Consider the following 23871-nt stretch of genomic DNA (forward strand, 5'->3'; position numbering starts at 1 on the left):
CGTTACCTTTATTTCGCTAGCTCAACCGCTAGAGTTTCAATTTTAGCCAGTAAAGATTCAAAATCTGAAATCTTTAAGCATGGGTTCAAGATTGTGAATTTCAAAGCTGTTTTGCCATCCACTATGGTTTCGCCAAGTACAGCGATACCGCGTACCAAGGCCTGAAGACGAACGGTTTTATTCAGTTCTTCTAAATCAGACGCTTGTGTGTTTACCGCGCGGAACAACACGGTAGATAAACAAGGTTCAGCTAACAGTTCAAAAGCGTCATGCTGACGAACTAACTGAGCCACTTGTTGAGTTTGCTCAAGCAAGTGATCATACATGGCACCCATTTGTTGTGGGCCCACGTTTTGCATAGTCATAAACACTTTTAAAGCATCAAAACGTTTGGTGGTCGCAATCGATTTATCAACCAAGTTTGGTAAAGTATCGTGTTCACGGTTTAAGTAATCCGCATGATGAAGCAGATACTTAAAGTTGTGCTTGTCTTTGAGTAATAATGCGCCACAGCTGATGGTTTGGAAAAATAACTTATGAAAATCAACACTGACTGAGTGAGCGCGCTCAATGCCCTGTAAACGCTGTTTATGACTACTCAAAATCAGCGCACCACCGTAAGCACTGTCGACATGCATCCATAAATCATATTGCTGAGCGACATCAGCAATCGCCACTAAATCATCAATGGCACCGTGATCGGTTGTTCCAGCGGTGCCGACAATAGCAAAAGGTATTAAACCATCCGCTTTTGCTTGGTGTATCACAGCGTCTAGCTGAGTGACGTCCATCGTGCCATTAGGCAGTGCATCCACAGCAAGAATGGCTTTTTCGCCTAAGCCCATCCAAGATGCAGATTTTTGCACCGTGAAGTGCGATTTTTTCGAACACACAATCCGCAGCTTATCGGCATAGTCTGGTAGGCCAAGCTTTTGAATTGAATGGCCACTTAATTTATCGGCAATCCAATCACGGGCTAACAGCAAACCCATTTGGTTACTTTGCGTGCCACCACTGGTGAAAATACCGTCCGCTTGAGCACCTAACTGGTATTTATCACACATCCAATCCACCACTTTCTGTTCAACAAAAGTAGCCGCAGAGGACTGATCCCAAGAATCCATGGATTGATTGAGTGAAGCGATGATCGCCTCAGCCACCACCGATGGCATCAATGGCGGAGTGTGCAAATGAGCAATACAATCTGGATGTTGAACAATGATCGAGTTTTTAGCGATCAGCTCTGCGGTGTCCGAAATCACATCGCGCAAAGAGGCATTTTTATTATCCAGATCAACCGCGTTAATCGCATTTTCAAGCAGCTTTGGTTCCACACCTGAGTAAGGAGCATTAACCTGCTCAAATACCGCTTTCATTGCTGCTGTGGTGTGATTCATTACTTGAGCAAATTCTTGGCTGCCTAAATGTCCGGTATGGATAAAGTGTTTTTTCCATTGTTGGTTTGATGCTTCTGGTTCTTTCAAGCCACCGCCAGCAGCAAGTATCGCTTGTTCTAAAGTCCGTAAAGCAAAATCAATTTGCTCGAAAGAGATGATCAATGGTGGTAAGAAACGAATCACCGAACCATCACGTCCGCCTTTCTCAACAATTAGGCCGCGCTCTAGTGCTGCGCGTTGAATCGCCAGCGTTAATTGCGGTGCCGGTATAGGCTCGCCAAATTTATTCAGCTCACCACTTGGGTCTTGAATTTCTAAGCCAAGCATCAGACCTTTACCACGAACCTCGGCAATACAATTCACACGACGTTGAATGTTTTCTAAGCCCATGCGTAAATATTGCCCCGCAATATTGGCATGCTCCACCAAATTATCGCGAACAATAATTTCTAGTGCTTTAGCCCCAGAGATCATTGCTAATTGGTTACCGCGGAAAGTCCCCGTATGTTCACCTGGACGCCAAGTGTCGTGCTGTTTGTTGATCACCAAAATGGACATGGGTAAACCACCGCCAATCGCTTTTGATAAACAAAGTACATCAGGATTGATGCCTGATTCTTCAAAGGCGAAGTGATAACCGGATTTACCAACCCCACACTGAATCTCATCGAAAATCAGTAAAATGCCATGTTCATCACAGATACGGCGCAACTCACGCAACCAAAATGCTGGCGCTGGGATAACCCCACCTTCGCCTTGCACGGGCTCAACAATAATGGCAGCGGGTTTCATGATCCCAGCTTCATCATCATTTAATAATCGCTCGATGTAACGAATACTGGCTTTGGCACCTTCATCACCACCGAGACCAAACGGACAACGCAGGCTATATGGGAAGGGCATAAAATGTACATCGGACATTAAACCGGTACGACGTGCCTTGGTATTTAGGTTGCCCATCATGCCCATCGTCCCATTAGTCATCCCATGGTAAGCGCCACGAAACGCAAACATGGTATTACGACCAGTCGTTTGTTTGGCAAGCTTAATCGCCGCTTCAACCGCGTCCGCACCTGATGGCCCACAAAACTGAATGACACACTGTTCAGCAAGTTCTGTCGGTAAAAATCCTTTCACTGTTTTAATAAAATGGGTTTTTGCCGCAGTCGCTATATCCAAGGTTTGATAAGGCAAGCCAGAGTCTAGCTGGTCTTTCAACGCTTGATTGATTTCAGGATGGTTATAACCTAACGCAAGGGTTCCTGCGCCAGCTAAACAATCGAGGAAAAGCTGTCCACGAGTATCTTCCACTAAACAACCAAAAGCTTGTTTAATCGCAATCGGTAAGCGACGTGGATAAGAACGTACCGCGGATTCGTGTTCAGCTTGATCAAGCAACACTTGATCAGGCGTTAGATCATAAAGACCATCGAGTATTGGTACTTGGTTGGAAAAACAGGTTGCGATAACGTTATCGACTTCAAAGGCTGTGCTCATCTTCGTTCCCTTGAAATAGTTAAAGTTTTGTCCTTTCTCGATGACTATTCGAGAAAAAATGACAAATAGTGAACCTCCCAATGCACTGAAAAGATACATTCGGAATCTGGCCCATTAACAATGGCCAATGACTAAAACAGAGAATCAAGGTTCGGTTATGCTACTGTCTTGATAAACAGGGCATAGAGGAAGCACAAAGCTGATTATTAATGTGTGTAAGTTAAGTAAGTTCAATGTTGGGTTTCCCATTAACATGCTGTTTTTACAGCAATAGTATCCCGTCTATCAGTAAAAGGATTTACTGATACCTACCCTACGTAGTGTCACAATCAGCTTGAATGGTCACTACGCGTATCCCCCAGAATCATCGTCCGAGATTGTTGCGGACGTTAACATATAACTGGCGATATTCGCAACGACTTTCATCGATAATTTATTAAGATCATCTCTCAATTCATAACGCTTGATGATGAATTAAAGATCTTGATTTTTTATCAAAACCAGAGCATATCGGCTTGATTATTTATCATAGTATTCATCCGAGCTGATGATAAAAAATGACCAGTTAGTCCTTTTGGGGTGGTTCAAACTCTTCTTTTGATGGCATATGACGACTGGCTAACTCATGAGTTTCTAAGTTGTAACGCTCTTTAATTACATCCTTTACTACGCCATCCCATTGAGGTACACCAACAAAATAGCTAGCTCTGGCTAATACATGCGCGGCAATCGGTGCTGTCAAAATAACAAAAATAACAACCGCAAATGCTCGTACCACAAAAGCAACGTCGCCCCAATTGACCACGGCAAATGCAGTTACCATTAAACCGACCCCTAACGCTCCCGCTTTCGTCGTTGCATGCATCCGAGTGAGAAGATCAGGCATCCGATTTATTCCAATCGCAGCGAGTAGCATTAAAAAAGAGCCTAAAAGTACCAAAATTGAGATGATAAAATCAGTCATCATCACGGTGTCCTCGCTTTTCTAAATAACGGGAAAAACCGACTGCAGCCATAAATGATGTTAAGGCCAATACAATCGCCACATCAATAAAGTAAGGTTGCTGATAACGAATACTATAAAGAACAACCAAACCTACCGTTAATGAAGCCATTAGTTCCAATGCAACAACGCGATCAGGTAATGATGGCCCCTTTAGTAAGCGAATCGTTGCCAATACTAGACTCATCGCTAACATGGCAAAACAGAGGGTATAGACAATATCTAACATACTTATTTACCCCAATAAATCGATTACACGCGCTTCAAGACGCTTAAATTCTTCAATTTGACGAGCCTCATCTTCAAAGTACATTAAATGAACATATAAAACACTTTTATCTGTCGCTACATCTAATGCTAAAGAACCCGGCGTCACGGTAATGAGGGTTGCAAACATGGTAATTGCTCCTTCATCACGTAACTCTAAAGGAATCGCGATCACTGCGGGCTTCATTAAGTGAGTGGGCGTCAAAACATCATAAGCAACACGCCCATTAGCTTTAATTAAGTCCCAAATAAAAAATAAGCCAAAGCTAATCACTTTCGGTAATTTTTTAAAATAAGCCTCAAATGTCGGGCTATCGCGTAGTAAGTAAGCCAAAATGGCATAACTCATGATCATCCCAGCAAATAAGTTGGAAATTGTGTAATTTCCAGACAGTACCAACCATACCAAAGCAAGTAACATATTCCATCCAAAAGCTTTCACGGTTGGCCTCCTAATACGGCATCAATATATCCTTGTGGATTCATTATCTGCTCAGCAGCTAAACTCGCTAGCTGGACAAACCACTCAGCACAGATCCCTATCGTAACGGTAACGCCTGCCATTAATATGATCGGTAGATAGAGACAAAAACGTTCACCGTCTGATAAAGGTGGCTTCGTTTCTGCTGCCACCGGTAATGGCTTCCAGAACGCCTCTGCCCAAATTTTCACCATAGAATAAAGTGTTAATAAGCCCACCGCTAACGCCGATGTGACCATTAACCATGCTTGGGTATCAATACCGGCTTTGATCACCACAAATTTGGCAAAGAAGCCAGAAAGTGGCGGTATGCCTGCCAGAGACATCGCTGGAATCGCAAATAAAAAGGCTAAAAAAGGAGCAGATTTATAAAGACCACCCAATTTTTCAAGATGGTAACTACCGTGTAAACGGTGCATAACCCCGCTGATTAAAAAAAGATTCGTTTTTACCACAATATGGTGAAAAAGATAAAAGATCCCTCCCATAATCGCTAAAGGAGTAAATAAGGCCAATCCGACAATCATGTAACCGATTTGGCTGACGATATGGAAAGAAAGAATTCGTCTGACTTCATATTGTGCTGCGGCCCCCAACACACCGGTGACCATTGTGAATATCCCCATCCACAACAAAAGTGTGTGATGCGTAAAAGCAATATCTCCAATAAAAATGACACTAAATACGCGGTATAAGGCATACACGCCAACTTTCGTTAATAACCCTGCGAATACCGCAGAAATAGCCACTGGCGGTGTATGATAAGAAGCCGGTAACCAAAAAAACAGCGGAAACGCAGCCGCCTTTATTCCAAATGCCACTAAAAAGAGCAAAGAGATGACGGTTACGACCCCAGTATTATCAGACTCCGCTAATTTACTCCCGAGATCCGCCATATTTAAAGTACCAGCATACGCATACAATAAACCCACAGCACTCAAGAACAAGGCGGAAGACAACAAGTTTAGGGTTACATATTTTAATGCACCTTCCATCTGTGCGCGTTCGCCACCGAGAATTAAAAGCCCAAAGGAAGCGACCAGCATAACTTCAAACCACACATAGAGGTTAAAAATATCCCCTGTCAGAAAAGCGCCGATAACTCCCGCTAGCATTAAATGTAATAAAGGATAAAACCCAAAAGCCTCCCTTTCTTCATCCATTGTGGCCAATGCATAAATAGCAATACAAAATGCAACAAACGCGGAGACAGTCACCATGATCACTGCCAATAAATCGGCCACCAATGAAATACCAAAAGGCGCTTGCCAATCCCCTAAGTAGGCAACTTGAATACCGTTGTTATACACATCATGAAATAAGATCAGCGCCGAAATCAATAAAATGGAGTTGGCAAAAACACTGACCCAACGCTGAAGAGTGCGATGCCGCCAAATAGTCATGGATAAGGCAGCCGCAAACATGGGAACAAGAATAGGCATTAGTAGTATCATAATTAAGAATCTGTACTCTTCATTTTGTTCATATCATCGGCACCAATCACTTTATAAGCTCGGTGAATCAACACAACGGCAAACGCTAATACGCCAAAGCTAATCACAATAGCCGTTAAAATTAAGGCTTGTGGCAATGGGTCGGCAATTTCAGTAGCAGGCACATTCATCCCTTCAGGAATCAAAGGAGGTGCGCCCCTCACCAGTCCTCCCCCAGTAAAAATCAGAAGATTGGCAGCATTAGATAGGATCATTAATCCAATAACCAGTTTAACAATACTGCGTCTGAGCATCATAAATAATGCCGCAGCGTACAAACCGCCAATCACAAAGGCAAATAAAGTGGCCATGATTAATCCTCCACTTCAGCGAGGGTGAGTAACAAGGTCGTCACCATACCAATAACAACCAGATAAACCCCAATATCAAATAATAAGGGTGTGCTGAGTTTCAGCTCACCAACACCCGGTAGATAAACCGTCCACCACACACTGGTTAAAAATTGGCTACCCGATTTAATGACCCCAATGGCACCACTTAACATCGCAATGATAAGCCCTATACCCATCAACTGAGCACTATCAACACCCATTAATTGACGAGTTTGTAACGGGTTAAAGGCAAACAAATGCAAAGCAAAAGCACTAGCAGCGACTAAACCAGCGATAAAGCCACCACCAGGTTCATTATGACCCCGTAGCAATAAAAAAATAGAAAAAAGCAGCAGCATCGGTAGTAGAAAACGAGCGGCAACTTGCAAGATTAATGCGGAATCCGTTTTCATGATTTACCCTTGTCCAATTTAATCATCGCCGTCACTCCAATCGCGGCAAGCGCGAGAACAAAGATTTCTCCTAATGTGTCCAAAGCTCGATAATCCACCAAAATTACATTAACAATATTTCGCCCTTTCGCAATTACATAGCTATGTTCAATCAAATAATCACTAATACGTTCTGGCTCTGCAAAATGAATGACGGTCATGACAAGCAATGTCATCATCCCCCCAAAAACAATTGCAACTAACGCATCACGCCACCTGACATCTGAACTAGATAAACGCTGGAATCTTGGTAACTTAAATAACACAAACACCAATAAAATGACGGTTAATGTTTCAATCAGAACTTGGGTAATTGCTAAATCAGGAGCGCTAAAGAATACATAAATCAACGCCATGCTAAAACCTAACGCACCAATGGCTGCTACTGCGCCCAGACGCTGTTCTGTGATGCAGGCATAACCGACCACGGTGATAATGATTGCTGAGATCAAAATCTCATACACTTCGACACCAGAAAAATCCAACGTGCCATACCAACCAACCTTATTGCCCATTGTATAGCTGACTAACACAATGGTTGTAATAAAGATGGTTAAGATATAATTAGACAAGTAGCCATTTTGCAGTTTAGTTGTTAGCCACTTTGCAAACGACACCAACCCCACCATGAAATATTCATAACCTTTTTCAGGGCCATAATTAAGTAACGATTTAGCCCATACAACATGCGCTGATAATTTATCCCAATATTTAAACAGCAAGTAACCGAACACAAAAGCGAGAAAGCTCATCAAGAGAGGAAGGTTAAATCCATGCCAAAGCGATAAAGACACCGGCTCAATAGGACGGCCAATCACCGCAGAAGCAGAAGCAGTAATCAATGGTGAGACCAAAGACGGAAGTACCCCAAACATGAGCCCAAGTGTCGCCAATAATGAAAAACCTAACCGCATCGCTAAAGGGGCTTCATGTGGTGATTTTGGAGTGGCAATTTTTGCTCCCCAAAACGGCTTAATTACCACTAACCCAGCACAGGCAACTAAACAGATCGATGATATAACCCCAACCAGTAACAGCATACTCTGCCACGGGCTCGTCAATAGGCCCATCAGCATCGACTCTTTAGCAATAAAACCTAATACAGGTGGAATGCCAGCTAAAGCTAATGCCGCAAGCGACATAAAGATAGCCGTTTGTGGCATGGTGCGACGTAATCCACCTAACTGACGAATATCTTTGGTTCCCGTTTCATGATCAACCGTTCCTGCCGCCATAAAAAGTGCCCCTTTATATAAGGCATGCGCTAGCAGAAAAATCATCGCGGCAATTAATGCTGCCTCATTTCCAATACCAATCAGTAGTGTCAAAGTGCCTAACGAAGCCACCGTGGTATAAGCTAAAATACGTTTCAAATCGGTACTTGTCACTGCCATAATGGATCCGACTAACATGGTCAATGCACCAACAGTGACAAGCAGTATGGTCCAAGTACTCTCTCCTGCCATCACGGGTTGCAAACGCGCCATTAAGTAGATTCCGGCTTTAACCATGGTCGCAGAGTGCAAAAATGAACTCACCGGTGTCGGCGCAGCCATGGCATTAGGCAACCAAAAGTGAAAAGGAACTTGTGCTGACTTAGTAAATGCTCCTGCCAAAATGAGCAATATCATCGGAAAGAAGAGCGCATGTTGTTGGATTTGAGGCCCTTGACTTATGATCTGATCTAACTGGTAGCTTCCTGCAATTTGACCCAGTAATAAAATCCCGGCCATAAGTGCTAGTCCTCCACCTACAGTGATAAATAACCCTTGCAGTGCAGACTTACGTGATTTGTCTTCTTCATGATAAAAACCGATCAACATATACGAGGTGATACTGGTTAACTCCCAAAAGACAAACATCGCCATCAGATTATTGGTTAAAACTACCCCTAGCATCGATCCCATAAATGCACATAAATACATGACAAGCTTACGTTGATCAGCATGCCCAGCAAGGTAGCTCCCCGTATAAACAATGACAAGAGTCCCAATACCACTGACGAGTAATGCAAATAGCAAGCTTAATCCATCAAGTCTTAAATCGAGAGAAATATCGAGCGATGGAATCCAATGATAATGGAAGAAAAGCACATCACCTTGGGCAATAGCGTTGATAAAACCGAAGAAATAGATAAACAAAGCGGCAGGAAGCAGTGCAATCCACCATACCGCCTGCTCCCCAAGCCGACGATACAGCAAAGGAACCAAAAAAGTTGCAACAAATCCTGACATTAATGCTAATAGCATTCAATGATCTCCAATCGTTAACGCTGTATTGAACACTCAACAACGTTTTTATCTTAGTGAGTAACTAAATATTAATCCTAGGTTCACCTTGGTTGCCTCATGATTCGTCATGATAGATAAACCAGAAGCTTTTGCTAAAGAATAGCTCAGTGTATACGAAAGAAGAAAGCATAAAAACCTTGTTTCATACTTTCTTCTACACATAACGCTAGCTTAATCTACCTATGCCATTACACACTAGTACAACGAAATGACTTGAAACATTATTTTATGACTTAAGGGCTGTTGACCCTCGCCTAGTAAAACCACTATTTTTTCGCTTGAGCAAGCGAAGATGGCATTTCTAAAGTTACTTTTTTCGGTAAAGTGGCTCGCAACATCATATAACCAGCTAATGCCGCAGTGGTCGACCCCATCAAAATACCTAAACGAGCATAATTATCTAATAAAATATAATTGCTACCAAATGCAAGAGAAGAGATAAATATCGACATCGTAAAGCCAATCCCACATAAAACAGAAACTGCAAAAATATGCCTGATATCAATTCCCTCAGGTAGCTTAGTCATTCCCAGTTTCACCGAAATCCAACTGAAGGTAAAAATACCCAAGGGTTTCCCAACAAATAGGCCTAATGCAACACCGATGGGCAAAGTCGACGTTAGCCCAGAGATAGAAATACCCGCCAAAGAAATCCCGGCATTCGCCAATGCAAATAGTGGCAAAATTAAAAAAGTCGACCAAGGATGGAGCCTATGCTCCAAATGTTTTAGAGGTGAATGTCCAACATGTTTTCCTTTCAGTGGTATCGCAAAACCAACAATTACCCCAGCCAAGGTTGCATGCACCCCTGATTGTAGAACGGCAAACCACAATATCGCACCAACAATTAAATAAGGTGCCGTTTGAGTCACCCGGTAACGATTCAGTAGATATAGTCCTCCGATGGCGATCACACAGAGACCTAAAGCCGCAAGCGATAAATCACTCGTATAAAAAAGCGCAATAATGATGATAACGCCTAAATCATCAATAATGGCGAGCGCCAGTAAAAAGGCTTTTAAACTCACTGGAACTCGATTGCCGAGTAATGCCATAATGCCCAATGCAAACGCAATATCGGTCGCAGCTGGAATGGCCCATCCTTGACTCGCCATTGGGTCGGCAGAATTAAACATCATATAAACCAACGCTGGAGCAAGCATGCCCCCAAGCGCAGCAATGGCTGGGAATAGCGCCTGTTCCTTTGACTTTAGTGATCCCTCAATTAACTCACGCTTGACTTCTAAGCCAATCAATAAGAAAAAGAGTGCCATCAAACCATCATTCACCCAATGAGCAACAGACATACCCAATACAGGAGCGTGCAGTACATGCTGATAGAGTTCATTCAGTGGAGAGTTAGCAACCAACATGGCCGCAACGGCGGCAAAAACAAGCAGAACGCCACCAGCCGCTTCCGACTTAAAAAAACTACGAAACAGATCAATCATGATGATATCGTCCTTAATTATTATGCTAATAAACGATGAGATAACCTAAGTGACTAAAAAATGGGGAATTAATAACGTCACTACGGCAAAAAGAAGATGCGAGCAGTTTACTCAGGCTACCGTCGCTTTAAAAATCGCTTGTAATGAATAAAGACATCGGAAAAACCGAACAATAGAGCGTAAATAAACGTAAATTCCGTGATTAAAATAAATCAACCCTAAACTCGTGCAAAGGTAAGAAAGATAAAATGCAGATGTGATAAAGAGATTGGCAAGGCTATCCGTTATTCCTAAACAATTGGGCGTTGCAGGTAGCCATCAAGTGAGTGACAAATTGGTCTGGAACAAATTTGAACAGCCGCAGGCTAACCTTTGGTGAGAGTTACGGATGGCTCTCATAATCTGCATGAGCATAGACAGGCGATGTGATTAAGGTCAACGAACGTAGCCCCCTTGCAGCTTCAAATAGGAAGAAGATAAGTTTAATAACAATAGCTGAGTGAATCTGTAACCAAGAAATTAATAAGGTGGAGAAGAAACTCATCAAAACGAGCGAGAGTACTAGAGTCAGTTGGCCCTAATAACCGGTTAATTGCATAAAACCACGCGCTTGATGAGAGCCACTAGCTTTAATCGGGCCTTCCCAATAGGGCAAAGCAAAAGAAAGCCACAAATTTGGGTTCAACGCCTGAGTAGTGAGGTGGATATTTTGGCTTGGCACCGAAATTTCCCACTGGAGTGGTAATGTTTTCGTCTCCGTGAGGGTCGTGGTAGCGAGCGGTGAAATATCAAGATCTTGAGCAGATAATACTAACGTATTTCCCTGTCGTGTTGCTAACGTTCCATATAAATAAGGCGCTTTATTCCGATATCGGTGACGATACACGGTTAAGATCTTATGATTATCAAGATGGAGTACAAACCAATCCCAACCTAATTGCTCTTCTCCTAATAATCCACTGCCCCACTCTTTACTTACCCAGGCTTCCCCTTCCACAGGAATAGCATTCATCTCAGGACTCAATTGTAGCAATCCATTAACCGAGATAAATGGCGCATAAATTGAGTAAGATGCCATCGCATCCTTGGCCCCTCGACGCTGATAACCATGCTGTCCAGGCAAAATATAAGGCCCATTTGCCACCATCTGCAATGAGACACCAAAAGTATCTGTTTCGATCATTAACTGACTCGGCAATGGGCTAGATCCTAGAGAGCGCCAGCGCCAGTTATCAATCCATAAGCGAAAAGGCGACTGAATCATATCGGCTTGCCCGATTCCACCACGAGCAATCCTTTGTTCTTTCCATACTTGATGTGCATTTGAAATAACCACGTGTGACAAAAATAGTTGTGAATTTTGCCAGCCACTCTCTTGCCGATTATCATTCGCCACTCGAAAATAATTCCATTGCACACCATACTCTTGGCCTTGTTCATCACGGACATTGGCAAAGACATGCCACCATTCATGCTGATATTCAGGGTGAATGGAAAAATCATGCGGTAAACGTACAGGTTTCTCTGGCGAGACGAGCGAAAAACGTTGATCTTGATTCGATAAAAGTAGTCGATTAGATTGACCATCTAGCAATGGCTCAAGCGGATTTAAGATTGGATAAAGGCGGTATATAAGCACAGCTAACACCGTGCAGCCCAATGTCGCTATTAATAACACTCTGCCAATTTTTGTCATCTTCATACCGCATCTCTCAATGATTTCATTGCGGTTTGACGTACCAAACGAATAATTGGCAACGCTCCGGAGACAATCAAAGCCGACATAGAAAGTACAATGGTTTTTGTATAAGCCGAAGGCACCATTTGTAGTTCAAGCGTCCAACCAAAAGCCTCGCGAATCACAATATCCACCATTAACTTTGCCAACGCTAACCCTAACGGTAAGGCGATCAATAAAGAAATGAGACCAAACACAAACAGTTGCAAAGCGCCAATAATCACTAATTCTTTACCGGAAACACCAAGACATCGTAATAAAGAAATATGCCGCTGACGCGAAACCTCCCCTGCTAACGTAGCAAAGAAAATGCCACATATTGCAATAAACAGGGTAATATTACCTAAACTATCAGCAATCGCGAATGTTCGATCAAATACACGCATCGCTTGTTTATGTAAACGATGGTTATCAAACATTCGTTCAGAATCGAGTTTAAACATCGTATTTAATCGCTCAAGCAAGTGCTCGGTATCTTTATATTTATCTTTGAGTGTGACCCCTAACGAAACGTTACCGCTGGTTGATAAGCCCTCTATCCAATTATGATGAGACATCAACACCTGATGGTAAGGATTACCATAATCATAATAAACCCCCACCACGAGCCAGCTTTGACCTAATGGCAATGAAAGATCTAAATAATCACCCGGCCGGATCCCTAATCGTAATGCCATCGACTCACTGATCATCACACTACGAGAGTGATGCAAGTGATACCAATAATTGGGAATAGCTAATTTTACGGTTAACGACGCTAGCTCACCTTCTGAAGAGCCAGTACTGACAACCTGAATCGTTCCCTTATCGCTCATGATATCTTTTTCCCAGCGATGCCACACCGCTTGGACTTCAGGTTGTTGATTTAACCACTGGGTGATTTTTGCTGCCGAGCTATTGGTCGGATAAAGATAAAGATCCGCCGCTAAACGTTGAGTTAACCAAGTATCCGTGGTGTGTCTGAAACTACCAATCATAGTTTCCACACCAATATTAGCTGTCATGGCCAACATAAAAGCCATCGTCGCCACACCGCGATAGCTCATACTGGCCGCAGCATCAGCAAAAAACCAACGAACTTTAACCCAACGTAACGTATAAGAAAAACTGATAAAAAGCTTCCAAATTAAATAAGGCGTGATCAATGCTGCACCCAGCAACATTAATCCGATGATAACAAAACCCGATGTTTGACTTTTAGGAGCTTGATATACGGCAATAGCAGCGACCCCCAACGCACAAGCCACTATAGCCTGTAAGGTAAATTCTGCCCCCGCAAAACGTGCTAATGATAAACGCGTGGTTAATCGAATCGGTTGAGACATGAGTAAACGAATTAAAGGCCAGGCACACGAAATTAAGGCAGCAATCATCGCCATCAATAAGCTGTAACTGCCCCATTCCCAACGCCAATTAATAGAAAGCCCGACATGTGCATCATATAAATTACTTAAGCTCGCCGAAACCGATGGCAGTAACTGATTAGCGAGCAATAAGCCTAAAACGTTGCCACATAGCCAACTAAATAGGATCAACCCAATGAGTTCTATTGATAAAGCTTGCGCTAGCTGCCAACCAGAGACCCCGGTTTGTCGTAAAATCCCAACCAAAGGCTGCCGCTGGATCAGCGAAAGTGACATCGCCTGATAAAAAATGAACATCCCCACCAGAAAAGATAGCATTCCTAATGCAGTCAAGTTCATATGGAACGCTTGCGTTAATGATTCCAGATCTGAGCGAGATGTCCTGACCAAGACCATACCATTGGGCAAACTTTGCTTTAATTTTTCCAACTTACGACTTGGCATCTCTCCACAACTAATCACAGAAAGCCCAGCACTCTTACGTAATGTTCTCACCAAGGAAAGATCAGCGATCACCCGAGTCCCATTGATCAAATGATAGCGGTCAACCAATATCGGGCCTAAAGCACTCCCTTCCTCTAACAAAATAAAATCGCCATCTTGCCACTGTTGTAAAGCTGCAAACTCTTGGCTGACAAGCACTGGATAAGGGGCCCTCATTAAAGAAAGCGTGACCATTTCAGGCAATGGACGATCACTATTAATCGGTAACATCGCTACGGTATCAATTCCGAGTAAAGTAATGTCAATTCCATTTTGAGTGGTTAAACGATAATTGTCGAAAGGGACACATTGCTGAAAACCTTCGCGGCGCAACTGGACATAAAAACCTTGTGGGATTTTATTGGCTATATGTTTAGGGCGAATGCGATAAGGTAAAGGATTAGAGAAAAGTTTTTCACCGTGCTGATAACTCTGCTGCGCGTGTTGGTTAATCGCAGTCACACCCACCAACAAAGAGACACTGAGTGTTAAACCGAGCCAAACCAAAAAAATTTGCAGAGGGTAACGCCGATAGTGCCCAAGTAGCGCTTTAACTACGGGCCATAACATGAAGCTGCCCCCCTTGTAGGCGGATACACCCACGCATATGCTGAGCCACTTTTTCACTATGGGTAACCAGTAATAAAGTACAATCAAGCTGACGAGTTAAGCTGGTCAACAAACGCATCACCGCTTCTGCATTACGTTCATCTAAACTTCCTGTCGGTTCATCAGCCAACAAAAGCGTCGGTTGCATGTACAAGGCTCGAGCAATGGCAGCACGTTGTTGCTGACCACCCGAAACCTCTTCCGGGTAGCGCCCTAGCAACGGCATTAAATCTAATGATGAAAGAATTTGTCGCAGTAAGCCTTGATCTTCCGCAAGCCCTTTCAGTTGGCGACAAAAACGGATGTTATCGGCAATATTGAGGGTTGGTAACAAATTAAACTGTTGAAAAATGTGGCCGATATTATTGCGACGAAAAGCGGTTCGTTTATGTTCAGAGGTACGATGCATGGCAAAACCAGGAAACCAGATTTCACCAGAATCAGCACTATCAAGCCCAGCGATCAAATTCAGTAACGTGCTTTTTCCTGACCCGCTTTCCCCCATCAACGCCAGCTGGTCGCCTCGATTTAACGTTAACTCTGCACCTTGTAACACAGGGTGGAACTCATCACCATCCACATAACCTTTGCACAAGTCTATCAGTTGTAACATTAAATCACTCACCATTGCTCAAAATAAGACTGAGAATCTACACTAAATCCTTTCAGGTAGAAAGTTTTTTGGACGCCAGATCACAAAATATGAATCAAATTGCATCAAAATGACAACCTCAGCCTAATTTTCAATCAAATTACGCATCCATTTTTTACTAAACATTCGCCACATTGATCCACCCCATTTAATCAGCTCTTCAAGTAAAAACAGCAAATATATCCACTCAGGAGCGAGATTGAAATAAATAGCAGACAGTGCCGTGAGTGGGATACCGATCAACCACTGAGCACATACATCTTGCGCAAAACAAAATTTCACATCGCCCCCGGCTCGTAATACCCCGACAATCACTGTCATTGGTACAGAACGTAGCACAATCCCTACACTCAAAATCATGATAAATTTTTCGGCCAACTGACGCGTTTCTTCGGTCAGAGCGCTGAATGCATTTAAAATTGGAATTTGAATTATAAAGAGCGCGATAGCAACCACGATACCAGCGATAAAACTTAAAATAGTTACTCCGATTGCTTGGTAATACACCGCATCATATTGCTTTGCCCCCAGTTGGTTACCCACCAACACAGCAGCAGCATTCGACATACCAATCAACAAGCTCAGTGAAATCGATTCTACTGGCGTCATGACAGACAAGGCGGCTAAACCTTGGACACCACTTTGTCCCATAATGGCATGGTAAACAAATAGACCACCAGCCCACGTCAAAAAGTTAAACGTCGTGGGCAAAGAGAGTTGCAAAAAACGGGCAATCGGTTTCCACACCATTACCGCTTTAATATCATTCCATCCAAAAGCAAGTAGATGCTTCTTGCGATAAAGATAGCCATATAAACACCCAACCTCTATAGCACCACTTAATACGGTCGCGATGGCGGCACCTTCAATACCCAAAGCGGGGAAGCCCAATTTGCCAAAAATTAGCACCCAGTTAAGCATCACGTTAGCGACAATACCAATACCACTGAAAAAGGTACTCACTCCTGGTTTGTGCATCGCACGCAGCCCTACCGCCATACTGCTGACACAAGCAACGGCCAGCATACTTAGTGAGGTAATAACAAGATATTGGCTACCCAGTGCATTGACTTGCAGCGAATCTGTGGTTAATCCCATGATTTGGCTAGGAAACAATAAAAAAAGTGCGACAGTAAATAGGGCAAAGAAGGTGGAAATCAACCAAGTCAGAGCGGTACTCTCTCGTACCCCTTGATGATTGGCGGCCCCCCAATACTGAGCGGTTAATAATGCCCCTCCAGTTGTCACCCCCACTAGCATAATGGTTGTTACAAAAGTCGCTCTTGCGGCGACACCGACGGCTGCAATTTCTGCCTCACCCAGTTGACCGAGCATCAGTACATCGACTAACCCCCGGCTCGAAAACATGATACTTTGTAAACTGATCGGTAAAGCAATAGCGATCAAGCGACGCAGAAAATCCCCTTTGGTGTAGTATATAACTTGAGAAATAGCAGACAACGGATCACCTCTGTCGTGAGAGTTTGATATGATGAGTATTCTCGCCACTGTTCATCGGCAAAACGATTGCCGATTCAAAAGCGAATATACAACTGGGTATACCATTTATTAACCCGTGAATTATACGCATCGATATAAATTCAAACTAGTCCATATGAAGGAATAAAGATGAAAAAGGTATTAGTGTTAGGTGCTTCGGGTTATGTCGGCTCACAATTGCTTCCTCTATTGCTGAACGAAGGTTACACCGTCACCGCTACCGCTCGACAGGTAGAAGAATTATCCGATCGTATTCCTACCCATCCTCAATTGACCATCACGCATCTTGATCTTGCGGAGCGAGATAAGACCATACAATTGATTAACGATTTTGATTTAGTCTATTTTCTGGTTCATGGCATGGCACAAGGAGGAGATTTTGTTGATTATGAACTGTCACTTGCCGAGAATGTTCGCCTAGCGCTAGATCAAAGCCAAGTTCAACATGTGATTTATCTCAGCGCCTTGCAGCCGCTTGTCGGACATTCGGAACATTTATTGGCAAGACAGAAAACTGGAGACATTCTACGCCAAAGCCGCGTTCCAATCACTGAACTACGCGCCGGAGTTATTATTGGCCCAGGTTCAGCCGCTTTTGAGATCATGCGAGATTTTGTCTATAACTTGCCCATTTTAATTACCCCCAAATGGGTCGATTCCAAAGCGAATCCAATTGCACTGGATAACCTCAACAACTATTTACTCAATCTGGCTAAAGAAACACCTCAAGCCCACCAACAATTCGAAGCGGGTGGCCCCGATATTCTTAGTTATCGAGAGCAATTTGATATTATTTGTCAGTTAGCGGGTAAACCATTTCGACTCTGGTCTACCCGCTTACTCACACCACGTATGGCGTCTTATTGGCTTGGGCTGGTAACTTCAGTTCCCTCTAGTATTGGGCGCGCACTACTCGATGGATTAGCGCATGACTATATTGCTAAGGCTGATGAACTTCATCAGCGCTATCCTCAACCACTGATCTCATACTATCAAGCCGTACAAAACACCATTGAGCAAGAAGGTCAGTTTATTCGCAGCAATGTATGGGGGTTTGATCCCGGTGCAATGCAACGTTGGCAGCCCGGTTTTGGGTTCTATGCTAAAAAAACCGGAGCCACAATCACGACAGAAGCAACCAGAGCACAACTTTGGCATGTTATAAAAACCATTGGTAGTGATCAGCAAGGGTATTTTTTTGCCAATACCTTATGGCGTACCCGAGAATGGTTAGATGTCTTATTCGGTGCCAGTCGTCCAATTCGCCGTCGTCCACAAGGGCCAGAGTTACAAATTGGCGATTTTATTGATTCTTGGAAAGTGATCCGGTGTGATCCCGGCCAATTTTTATCTTTACTGTTTGGTATGAAAGGGCCCGGACTTGGCCGACTTGAATTTATGATAAAAGAACAAGAAGGTAAACGCACATTGACCGTCACCGCTTGGTGGCATCCGCAAGGGTTTCTTGGACTTCTTTATTGGTTTGTGATGATGCCCGCCCATTTATTTATTTTCAAAGGCATGGTACGGGCCATCGTACGAAAAGCAAAACAAAAAGCTAATGCTTAAAGCAATTACAGTAAATCTTCATTTAAGATCAGCGAGGCGAGGCTTGGAAAGATAATGGAATTTCTGCCAGTTGATTGCCTTGGTTATCAGGAAAGATCAGATACTCGCCATGATATTTTACATTCGATTTATAGTCAGTCCGTTTGTGCAGCATAAACCCTGCGGCAAACGCTTGTTCGATAAACTCAGCATGATGCCCACGGACAAACCAACTCATAGGTTTCACCAAACGTTCACCCTCAAAGCAAGATTCACATTGCGTGGCACACAGCGCTAAAGAATTTTGTCCATCGGTAAAGAGCTGTACCCGACCACAATCAACCAAAGGTTCAGAGGTTGACACTTCCCACCCCGCTTGCTCCATTTGATCCAGAAAAGATTCAATCTTTTTATCTGTCAGCGTATTATCCGCTTGATCATGAAAAAAGTGTTGGTAATAAGCCGCAATGCGCTGAAACAGCGGTAATAGCCCCGCTTGATTCCCCTTGGAGCGACCCGCTTTTTGCCAAGTGGTTAAATCATTGCCCACACAACGATGAAAACGTTGATTTTTTAATGATTTAGATACCCAATGTACTAAAAAATGGTTATTCGCTACTGGAGCATCGACCAATTTCCCCGAAGCATGTTCTTGCGCTAATTCTTGCAGCGCACTATTCACTACATGTTGAATTTCTAAATGATAACTCGACATTATGCGTTTCTTCCGAATATCCAATAAAAACCAGCCGACAACACAGAGCATGCCGCCATCATAAAAATCATCGGCCACGCAACACCGCTTGGCATCGCGGCCACAATGGCTCCAATTACCGAGCCAGTACCAAAACGTAATGTGCCAGCCAATGAAGAAGCCGTACCTGCCATTCGTGGATAACCGCTAAGCAATAACCCCATAGTATTACTACCGATAGTAGAAATCGTACCGACAAACAGCACAACAAAAGGCACCGTTCCCCACAGCCCCCAATCCAACAACCAACCGATTAACAAGCCACAACCGGCCATAAGTTGGATAAATAGCCCAAACCGTAACATGGCATGAGAACCGACTTTTTTCACAATTCGACCATTCAAGCTGGTCATGGCGATCATCGCAACAATATTAAGCCCAAACAGATAACCAAATTCATTCGGTGTAACGCCATATAAATCAATATAGACAAATGACCCTGCCGTTAAAAAGGCAAACATACCGGCAAAAGAGAATGCTCCAGCAAAGATAAGCCCCATCGCCTGACCACTGCGACAAAGTTGAAAATAATTCCGTAAGGTATTTCCCAACCGCAACGGTTGACGGTTCTCAACCGCTAAGGTTTCTGGGATCATCCATGTCACCATCGCCATCACGATCATTGCAAAAATCGCCAAGACCCAAAAAATAGATCGCCAACCAAACCAAATTGCAAGGTGTCCGCCAATCATTGGCGCAACCAATGGTGCTAATGTCACCACCAAAGTAACGAAGGACATGGCTCGAGCAAAATCTTCACGGTCAAACATGTCCCGGACGACCGCTTGGATGATAACCGCCGCTGCCGCACCAGCAAACCCTTGCGCGGCTCGAATATAGGTTAGTGCTTCAATACCTTGAATGGTGGCACTGACGACAGAGGCAACCGCAAATAAAAAGACGCCAACCAGCATCACAGGCCGCCGTCCATAACTATCTGCTAGCGGCCCATGCAATAACTGTCCAATTGCAAACCCTGCGGTATAAGCGGTCAAGGTAATTTGCACCGCCCCCGCGCTAGTTCCGAGATCTTTAGCGATCGATGGCATAGCAGGCAAATACATATCAATGGCTAACGGAGTTAATGCTCCTATCGCCCCAAGCACCACAAATAATAAAAAGCCAATATTTGCCGCATTAGGCGGAGGAGACGCATCTTTAGTCATAACTTTCCAGAATAGTGATAATAATTAAACGGTATACCCAAAACTATTTTACGTTGTAGGTAAACGATAAGCAGTTGAATCTAATATGATTAGAACCTATTGCCACACGGAGGCAATTTCTTGTTCTGTCAACCGACGGTATTCACCCGGCTCTAACTTGTCATCCAGTATAATGTCGCCAACCCGTTCACGATGTAAGCCAATCACCTTGTTGCCAAGCGCGGCGAACATCCGCTTCACTTGGTGATATTTGCCCTCATGAATCGTGAGTAAGACTTGTGTTTGATCGATAATCTCTAATTGAGCGGGACGTGTTAATTCGCGCTCATTGCGCAGCTCAAGACCAAGAGCAAACTGCTCAGCGTAATCGGGCTCAACCGGGTCGACAAGCCAGACTCGATAGGTTTTTTCACAATGATGTTTAGGTGAGGTAATACGATGTGACCATTGCCCATCATCGGTAATTAATACTAATCCCGTTGTATCTGCGTCTAAGCGCCCCGCAAAATGTAAATCACGTAGGTTCGCTTCATCAAGCAAAACAAAAGCCGTTTGATTAAAGCTATCTTCATGCGAACAAACATATCCTTGAGGTTTATATAACATGATATAACGAGGCCCGGTTAAACAAATAGAACGGCCTTGCCATTCCACACAAGCATCGCTCTTGACCTTAAAGGATCCACTTTTTTGTACGATGTCATCGACGGTTACTTCACCACTTTTCAATAGGCTAGTCGATTCTTTACGTGTGGTGCCGAGTGCATCACACAGGAATTTATCTAAACGCATGAATACCTCATCTGTTCTAAGTCAGGTATTATACAAGCCTTACTAAAAATAGTTGAACTATTTCACACAATTAATCTTTCGTTATTTATGTATACACTACGCCCTTACCAAGCCGATGCTGTCAAAGCGGTGATTCACTATTTTCGTCAACATTCAACTCCCGCGGTTATCGTCTTACCAACCGGAGCAGGTAAAAGCCTGGTTATTGCAGAGCTTGCTCGCTTAGCAAAAGGACGCGTTTTAGTACTAGCTCATGTTAAAGAACTGGTTGAGCAGAACCACGCCAAATATGAAGGTTATGGGCTTACCGGAGGAATTTATTCGGCAGGATTAGGGCGAAAAGACACCGATCATTCGGTTGTTTTCGCCTCGGTTCAATCGGTAGCACGTAACTTAACCGATTTCACCGCTCAATTTTCACTCTTAGTAATTGATGAATGTCACCGAGTTCCAGATGCTAAGAATAGCAGTTATCAAAAAGTTATTGCACACCTCTCATCCTTAAATCCCAGGATGAAAGTACTTGGCTTAACCGCTACCCCTTATCGATTAGGCATGGGGTGGATTTATCAATACCACACTCGGGGACTAATACGCAGCGAAGAGCCCCGTTTTTTTCAAGATTGTATTTTTGAATTACCTATTCATTACTTACTTGATGAATGCTTTTTAACTCCCGCAAAATTGATTGATGCTCCGGTGCTCAGTTATGATTTTTCACAAGTCAAGCCCGCCAGCACGGGGCGCTATAAGGAATCTGAACTCGACCTCGTGATTGAACAGTCCAAACGTGCCACACCACAAATTGTGCACCAAATTATTAACCTCGCAAAAAACAAACAAGGAGTCATGATCTTTGCTGCAACGGTGCGCCACGCTCAAGAAATTCTCGGCTTATTACCACCTGAGCAGGCAGCAATTGTGATTGGTGATACTCCATCACATGAGCGAGACATCATTATTCAACAATTTAAACAGCGAGAGATCCGTTTTTTAGTCAACGTCTCTGTACTCACAACAGGATTCGATGCTCCACATGTCGATCTTATCGCCATCTTGCGCCCCACTGAATCGGTCAGTTTATATCAACAAATTATTGGTCGGGGTTTAAGGCTATCACCAGGCAAAACAGAATGTCTGATTTTAGATTACGCAGGAAATAGCTACGATTTATACCAACCAGAAGTGGGAGATCCTAAACCCGACTCCAGCAGCGAAATTATTACCATCCCCTGCCCTGCTTGCGGGTTTAATAACAACTTTTGGGGTAAATTAGATCAAAATGGCTTCCTGATTGAGCATTATGGGCGTCGCTGCCAAGGCTATTTTGCAGACAAAGAAACGGGAGAACGCGAGCATTGCGGCTACCGTTTCCGTGCCAAATACTGTTCAGAATGTGGTGCGGATAATGATATTGCTGCGCGAATTTGTCATGCATGTGATGCAACCCTGGTCGACCCAGATAAAAAGTTAAAAGAAGCGCTCAATTTAAAAGATGCCTTAGTCTTTGAATGCTTGTCGATGGATCTCTCGGTTCATAAAGACAACCAAGGCAAAAACTCCCTGAAAGTTACTTATCAGGGAGAAAATAATGCCTTAGTACATGAATTTTGGTCATTAACCAGCGTCAAACAAAAAACCATATTTAAGCAACGTTTCGTGCGTCCTCACCTAGCTGATAAACACCGACCTTTTACAGCCGCCTCTCCCAATAAAGTCGTTGAGAATCAACATCGCTTCCGGCCCCCCAAATTTGTTATCGCTCGCAAAGAAGGTCGTTTTTGGCGTTTGCGAGATAAAATTTTTGAAGATGAACTAACCAGCGATCCAAGCCGCATAACACCAAAGAAAGATGGGTAGAGGATCATAGACGATGCTTATCCCGCTTTTGGCCACTTGAATCATTGGCAACCGTTCCCTTGAGCGGATTTTTATTGCCCGCAAGCCAATTGAATGCTAGTATCCGCGCTCGTTTTGATAATCACGTTTGTTCGTGGCTTTCAAAGCAACACTACAGCACAAGGTCGCATTGTGGCTGTAACTTTTATTTTTACTAATTTTGAGAGTAAATACTATGAAATTCAATGCAGTAGTACGTACTGAACTAGGTAAAGGTGCGAGCCGCCGCCTACGTCATGCTGATCAATTCCCTGCTATCGTTTATGGTGGCGAAGCTGCACCAGTTGCTATCGCTCTAAAACACGCTGACATCATCAACCAAATGGACAAGCCTGAATTCTACGAAGGCATCACGCTTGTTATTGATGGCACAGAAGTTAAAGTTAAACCTCAAGACGTTCAACGTCACGTGTTCAAGCCAAAAGTTGAGCACATGGACTTCATCCGCATCTAATTCCCTACCAAGGAATTCATCGGATATAATCCAACCTTTTGCATAATTAAGATTTTCCGGCTTTACCAACCGACAAATCTAAAAAATTAGAAACCCCGATGCTACCAACATCGGGGTTTCGCCGTTTAAAAGACCTGCCTTATTCACTTCACAATTGAGTTTAACAAAAAACATCGAATAAAAGACGCTAGCAGTGATGGTCATTAATGCGCATTGCGGTTAACTAGATTACCTTAGTCGTGAAACAC

General features: G+C 43.5%; 19 protein-coding genes. 3 read left to right on the forward strand and 16 right to left on the reverse strand.

Going from position 1 to position 23871, the window contains the following annotated elements:
• Positions 1 to 8: 8 nt before the first annotated feature.
• The 13 genes from CAG57_RS04925 to CAG57_RS04985 form a co-directional block, all read right to left on the reverse strand.
• Positions 9 to 2894: a pyridoxal phosphate-dependent class III aminotransferase gene (locus CAG57_RS04925; protein WP_161427760.1), complete on the reverse strand. Its 2886-nt coding sequence runs from the start codon at positions 2892 to 2894 to the stop codon at positions 9 to 11.
• 565 nt (positions 2895 to 3459) lie between these two features.
• Positions 3460 to 3861 (reverse strand): monovalent cation/H(+) antiporter subunit G, encoded by a 402-nt coding sequence (gene mnhG / locus CAG57_RS04930; protein WP_237665739.1) that lies wholly within the window; start codon positions 3859 to 3861, stop codon positions 3460 to 3462.
• Complete coding sequence (locus CAG57_RS04935) at positions 3851 to 4126, reverse strand: monovalent cation/H+ antiporter complex subunit F (protein WP_161430449.1); 276 nt, start codon at positions 4124 to 4126, stop codon at positions 3851 to 3853. Before CAG57_RS04935 ends, mnhG begins: the two co-directional genes overlap by 11 nt.
• Before the next feature lie 6 nt (positions 4127 to 4132).
• Complete coding sequence (locus CAG57_RS04940; RefSeq protein ID WP_099611163.1) at positions 4133 to 4606, reverse strand: Na+/H+ antiporter subunit E; 474 nt, start codon at positions 4604 to 4606, stop codon at positions 4133 to 4135.
• Positions 4603 to 6087, reverse strand: coding sequence for a Na+/H+ antiporter subunit D (locus CAG57_RS04945; protein ID WP_237665744.1), 1485 nt, complete (start codon positions 6085 to 6087; stop codon positions 4603 to 4605). Before CAG57_RS04945 ends, CAG57_RS04940 begins: the two co-directional genes overlap by 4 nt.
• A 14-nt stretch (positions 6088 to 6101) precedes the next feature.
• Entirely contained in the window at positions 6102 to 6449 is a 348-nt protein-coding gene (locus CAG57_RS04950) for a Na+/H+ antiporter subunit C (RefSeq protein ID WP_099611161.1), read from the reverse strand.
• A gap of 2 nt (positions 6450 to 6451) precedes the next feature.
• Positions 6452 to 6883, reverse strand: coding sequence for a Na+/H+ antiporter subunit B (locus CAG57_RS04955; RefSeq protein ID WP_099611160.1), 432 nt, complete (start codon positions 6881 to 6883; stop codon positions 6452 to 6454).
• Positions 6880 to 9171 carry a putative monovalent cation/H+ antiporter subunit A gene (locus tag CAG57_RS04960; protein WP_161427884.1) on the reverse strand — a complete coding sequence of 764 codons (2292 nt, stop codon included), beginning with the start codon at positions 9169 to 9171 and terminating at the stop codon, positions 6880 to 6882. The genes CAG57_RS04955 and CAG57_RS04960 overlap by 4 nt, the downstream gene beginning before the upstream one ends.
• 308 nt (positions 9172 to 9479) lie before the next feature.
• Complete coding sequence (gene nhaA / locus CAG57_RS04965; RefSeq protein WP_161433784.1) at positions 9480 to 10664, reverse strand: Na+/H+ antiporter NhaA; 1185 nt, start codon at positions 10662 to 10664, stop codon at positions 9480 to 9482.
• Between the two features lie 577 nt (positions 10665 to 11241).
• On the reverse strand, positions 11242 to 12366 hold the full coding sequence (locus tag CAG57_RS04970; RefSeq protein WP_443083785.1) for a lipocalin-like domain-containing protein: 1125 nt from the start codon (positions 12364 to 12366) through the stop codon (positions 11242 to 11244).
• The gene (locus CAG57_RS04975; protein ID WP_161427503.1) at positions 12363 to 14819 is read right to left on the reverse strand and encodes an ABC transporter permease; all 2457 of its coding nucleotides are present in this window, start codon (positions 14817 to 14819) and stop codon (positions 12363 to 12365) included. Before CAG57_RS04975 ends, CAG57_RS04970 begins: the two co-directional genes overlap by 4 nt.
• Entirely contained in the window at positions 14800 to 15471 is a 672-nt protein-coding gene (locus CAG57_RS04980; RefSeq protein ID WP_099611338.1) for an ABC transporter ATP-binding protein, read from the reverse strand. The genes CAG57_RS04975 and CAG57_RS04980 overlap by 20 nt, the downstream gene beginning before the upstream one ends.
• Before the next feature lie 123 nt (positions 15472 to 15594).
• Positions 15595 to 16971, reverse strand: coding sequence for an MATE family efflux transporter (locus tag CAG57_RS04985; protein ID WP_099611157.1), 1377 nt, complete (start codon positions 16969 to 16971; stop codon positions 15595 to 15597).
• Between the two features lie 168 nt (positions 16972 to 17139).
• Between CAG57_RS04985 and CAG57_RS04990 the strand changes: the two genes are divergently transcribed.
• Positions 17140 to 18579 carry a DUF2867 domain-containing protein gene (locus CAG57_RS04990; RefSeq protein WP_161427504.1) on the forward strand — a complete coding sequence of 480 codons (1440 nt, stop codon included), beginning with the start codon at positions 17140 to 17142 and terminating at the stop codon, positions 18577 to 18579.
• A gap of 28 nt (positions 18580 to 18607) precedes the next feature.
• Here the strand turns inward: CAG57_RS04990 and CAG57_RS04995 are convergent, their stop codons facing one another.
• From CAG57_RS04995 to rsuA, 3 genes are all read right to left on the reverse strand, one after another.
• The gene (locus CAG57_RS04995; RefSeq protein WP_099611156.1) at positions 18608 to 19273 is read right to left on the reverse strand and encodes a DUF2913 family protein; all 666 of its coding nucleotides are present in this window, start codon (positions 19271 to 19273) and stop codon (positions 18608 to 18610) included.
• On the reverse strand, positions 19273 to 20478 hold the full coding sequence (locus CAG57_RS05000; RefSeq protein WP_161427505.1) for a Bcr/CflA family multidrug efflux MFS transporter: 1206 nt from the start codon (positions 20476 to 20478) through the stop codon (positions 19273 to 19275). The genes CAG57_RS04995 and CAG57_RS05000 overlap by 1 nt, the downstream gene beginning before the upstream one ends.
• A 96-nt stretch (positions 20479 to 20574) precedes the next feature.
• Positions 20575 to 21270 (reverse strand): 16S rRNA pseudouridine(516) synthase RsuA, encoded by a 696-nt coding sequence (gene rsuA, locus CAG57_RS05005; RefSeq protein WP_161427506.1) that lies wholly within the window; start codon positions 21268 to 21270, stop codon positions 20575 to 20577.
• A gap of 87 nt (positions 21271 to 21357) precedes the next feature.
• Here rsuA and CAG57_RS05010 point away from each other — a divergent pair, with 87 nt between their 5' ends.
• Entirely contained in the window at positions 21358 to 23130 is a 1773-nt protein-coding gene (locus CAG57_RS05010; protein ID WP_161433786.1) for a DEAD/DEAH box helicase, read from the forward strand.
• A gap of 214 nt (positions 23131 to 23344) precedes the next feature.
• On the forward strand, positions 23345 to 23623 hold the full coding sequence (gene rplY, locus CAG57_RS05015) for a 50S ribosomal protein L25 (RefSeq protein WP_099611153.1): 279 nt from the start codon (positions 23345 to 23347) through the stop codon (positions 23621 to 23623).
• The last annotated feature ends 248 nt before the right edge of the window (positions 23624 to 23871 follow it).

The sequence above is a fragment of the Vibrio sp. V30_P3S12P165 genome (assembly GCF_009904905.1).
Lineage (GTDB): Bacteria > Pseudomonadota > Gammaproteobacteria > Enterobacterales > Vibrionaceae > Vibrio > Vibrio fujianensis.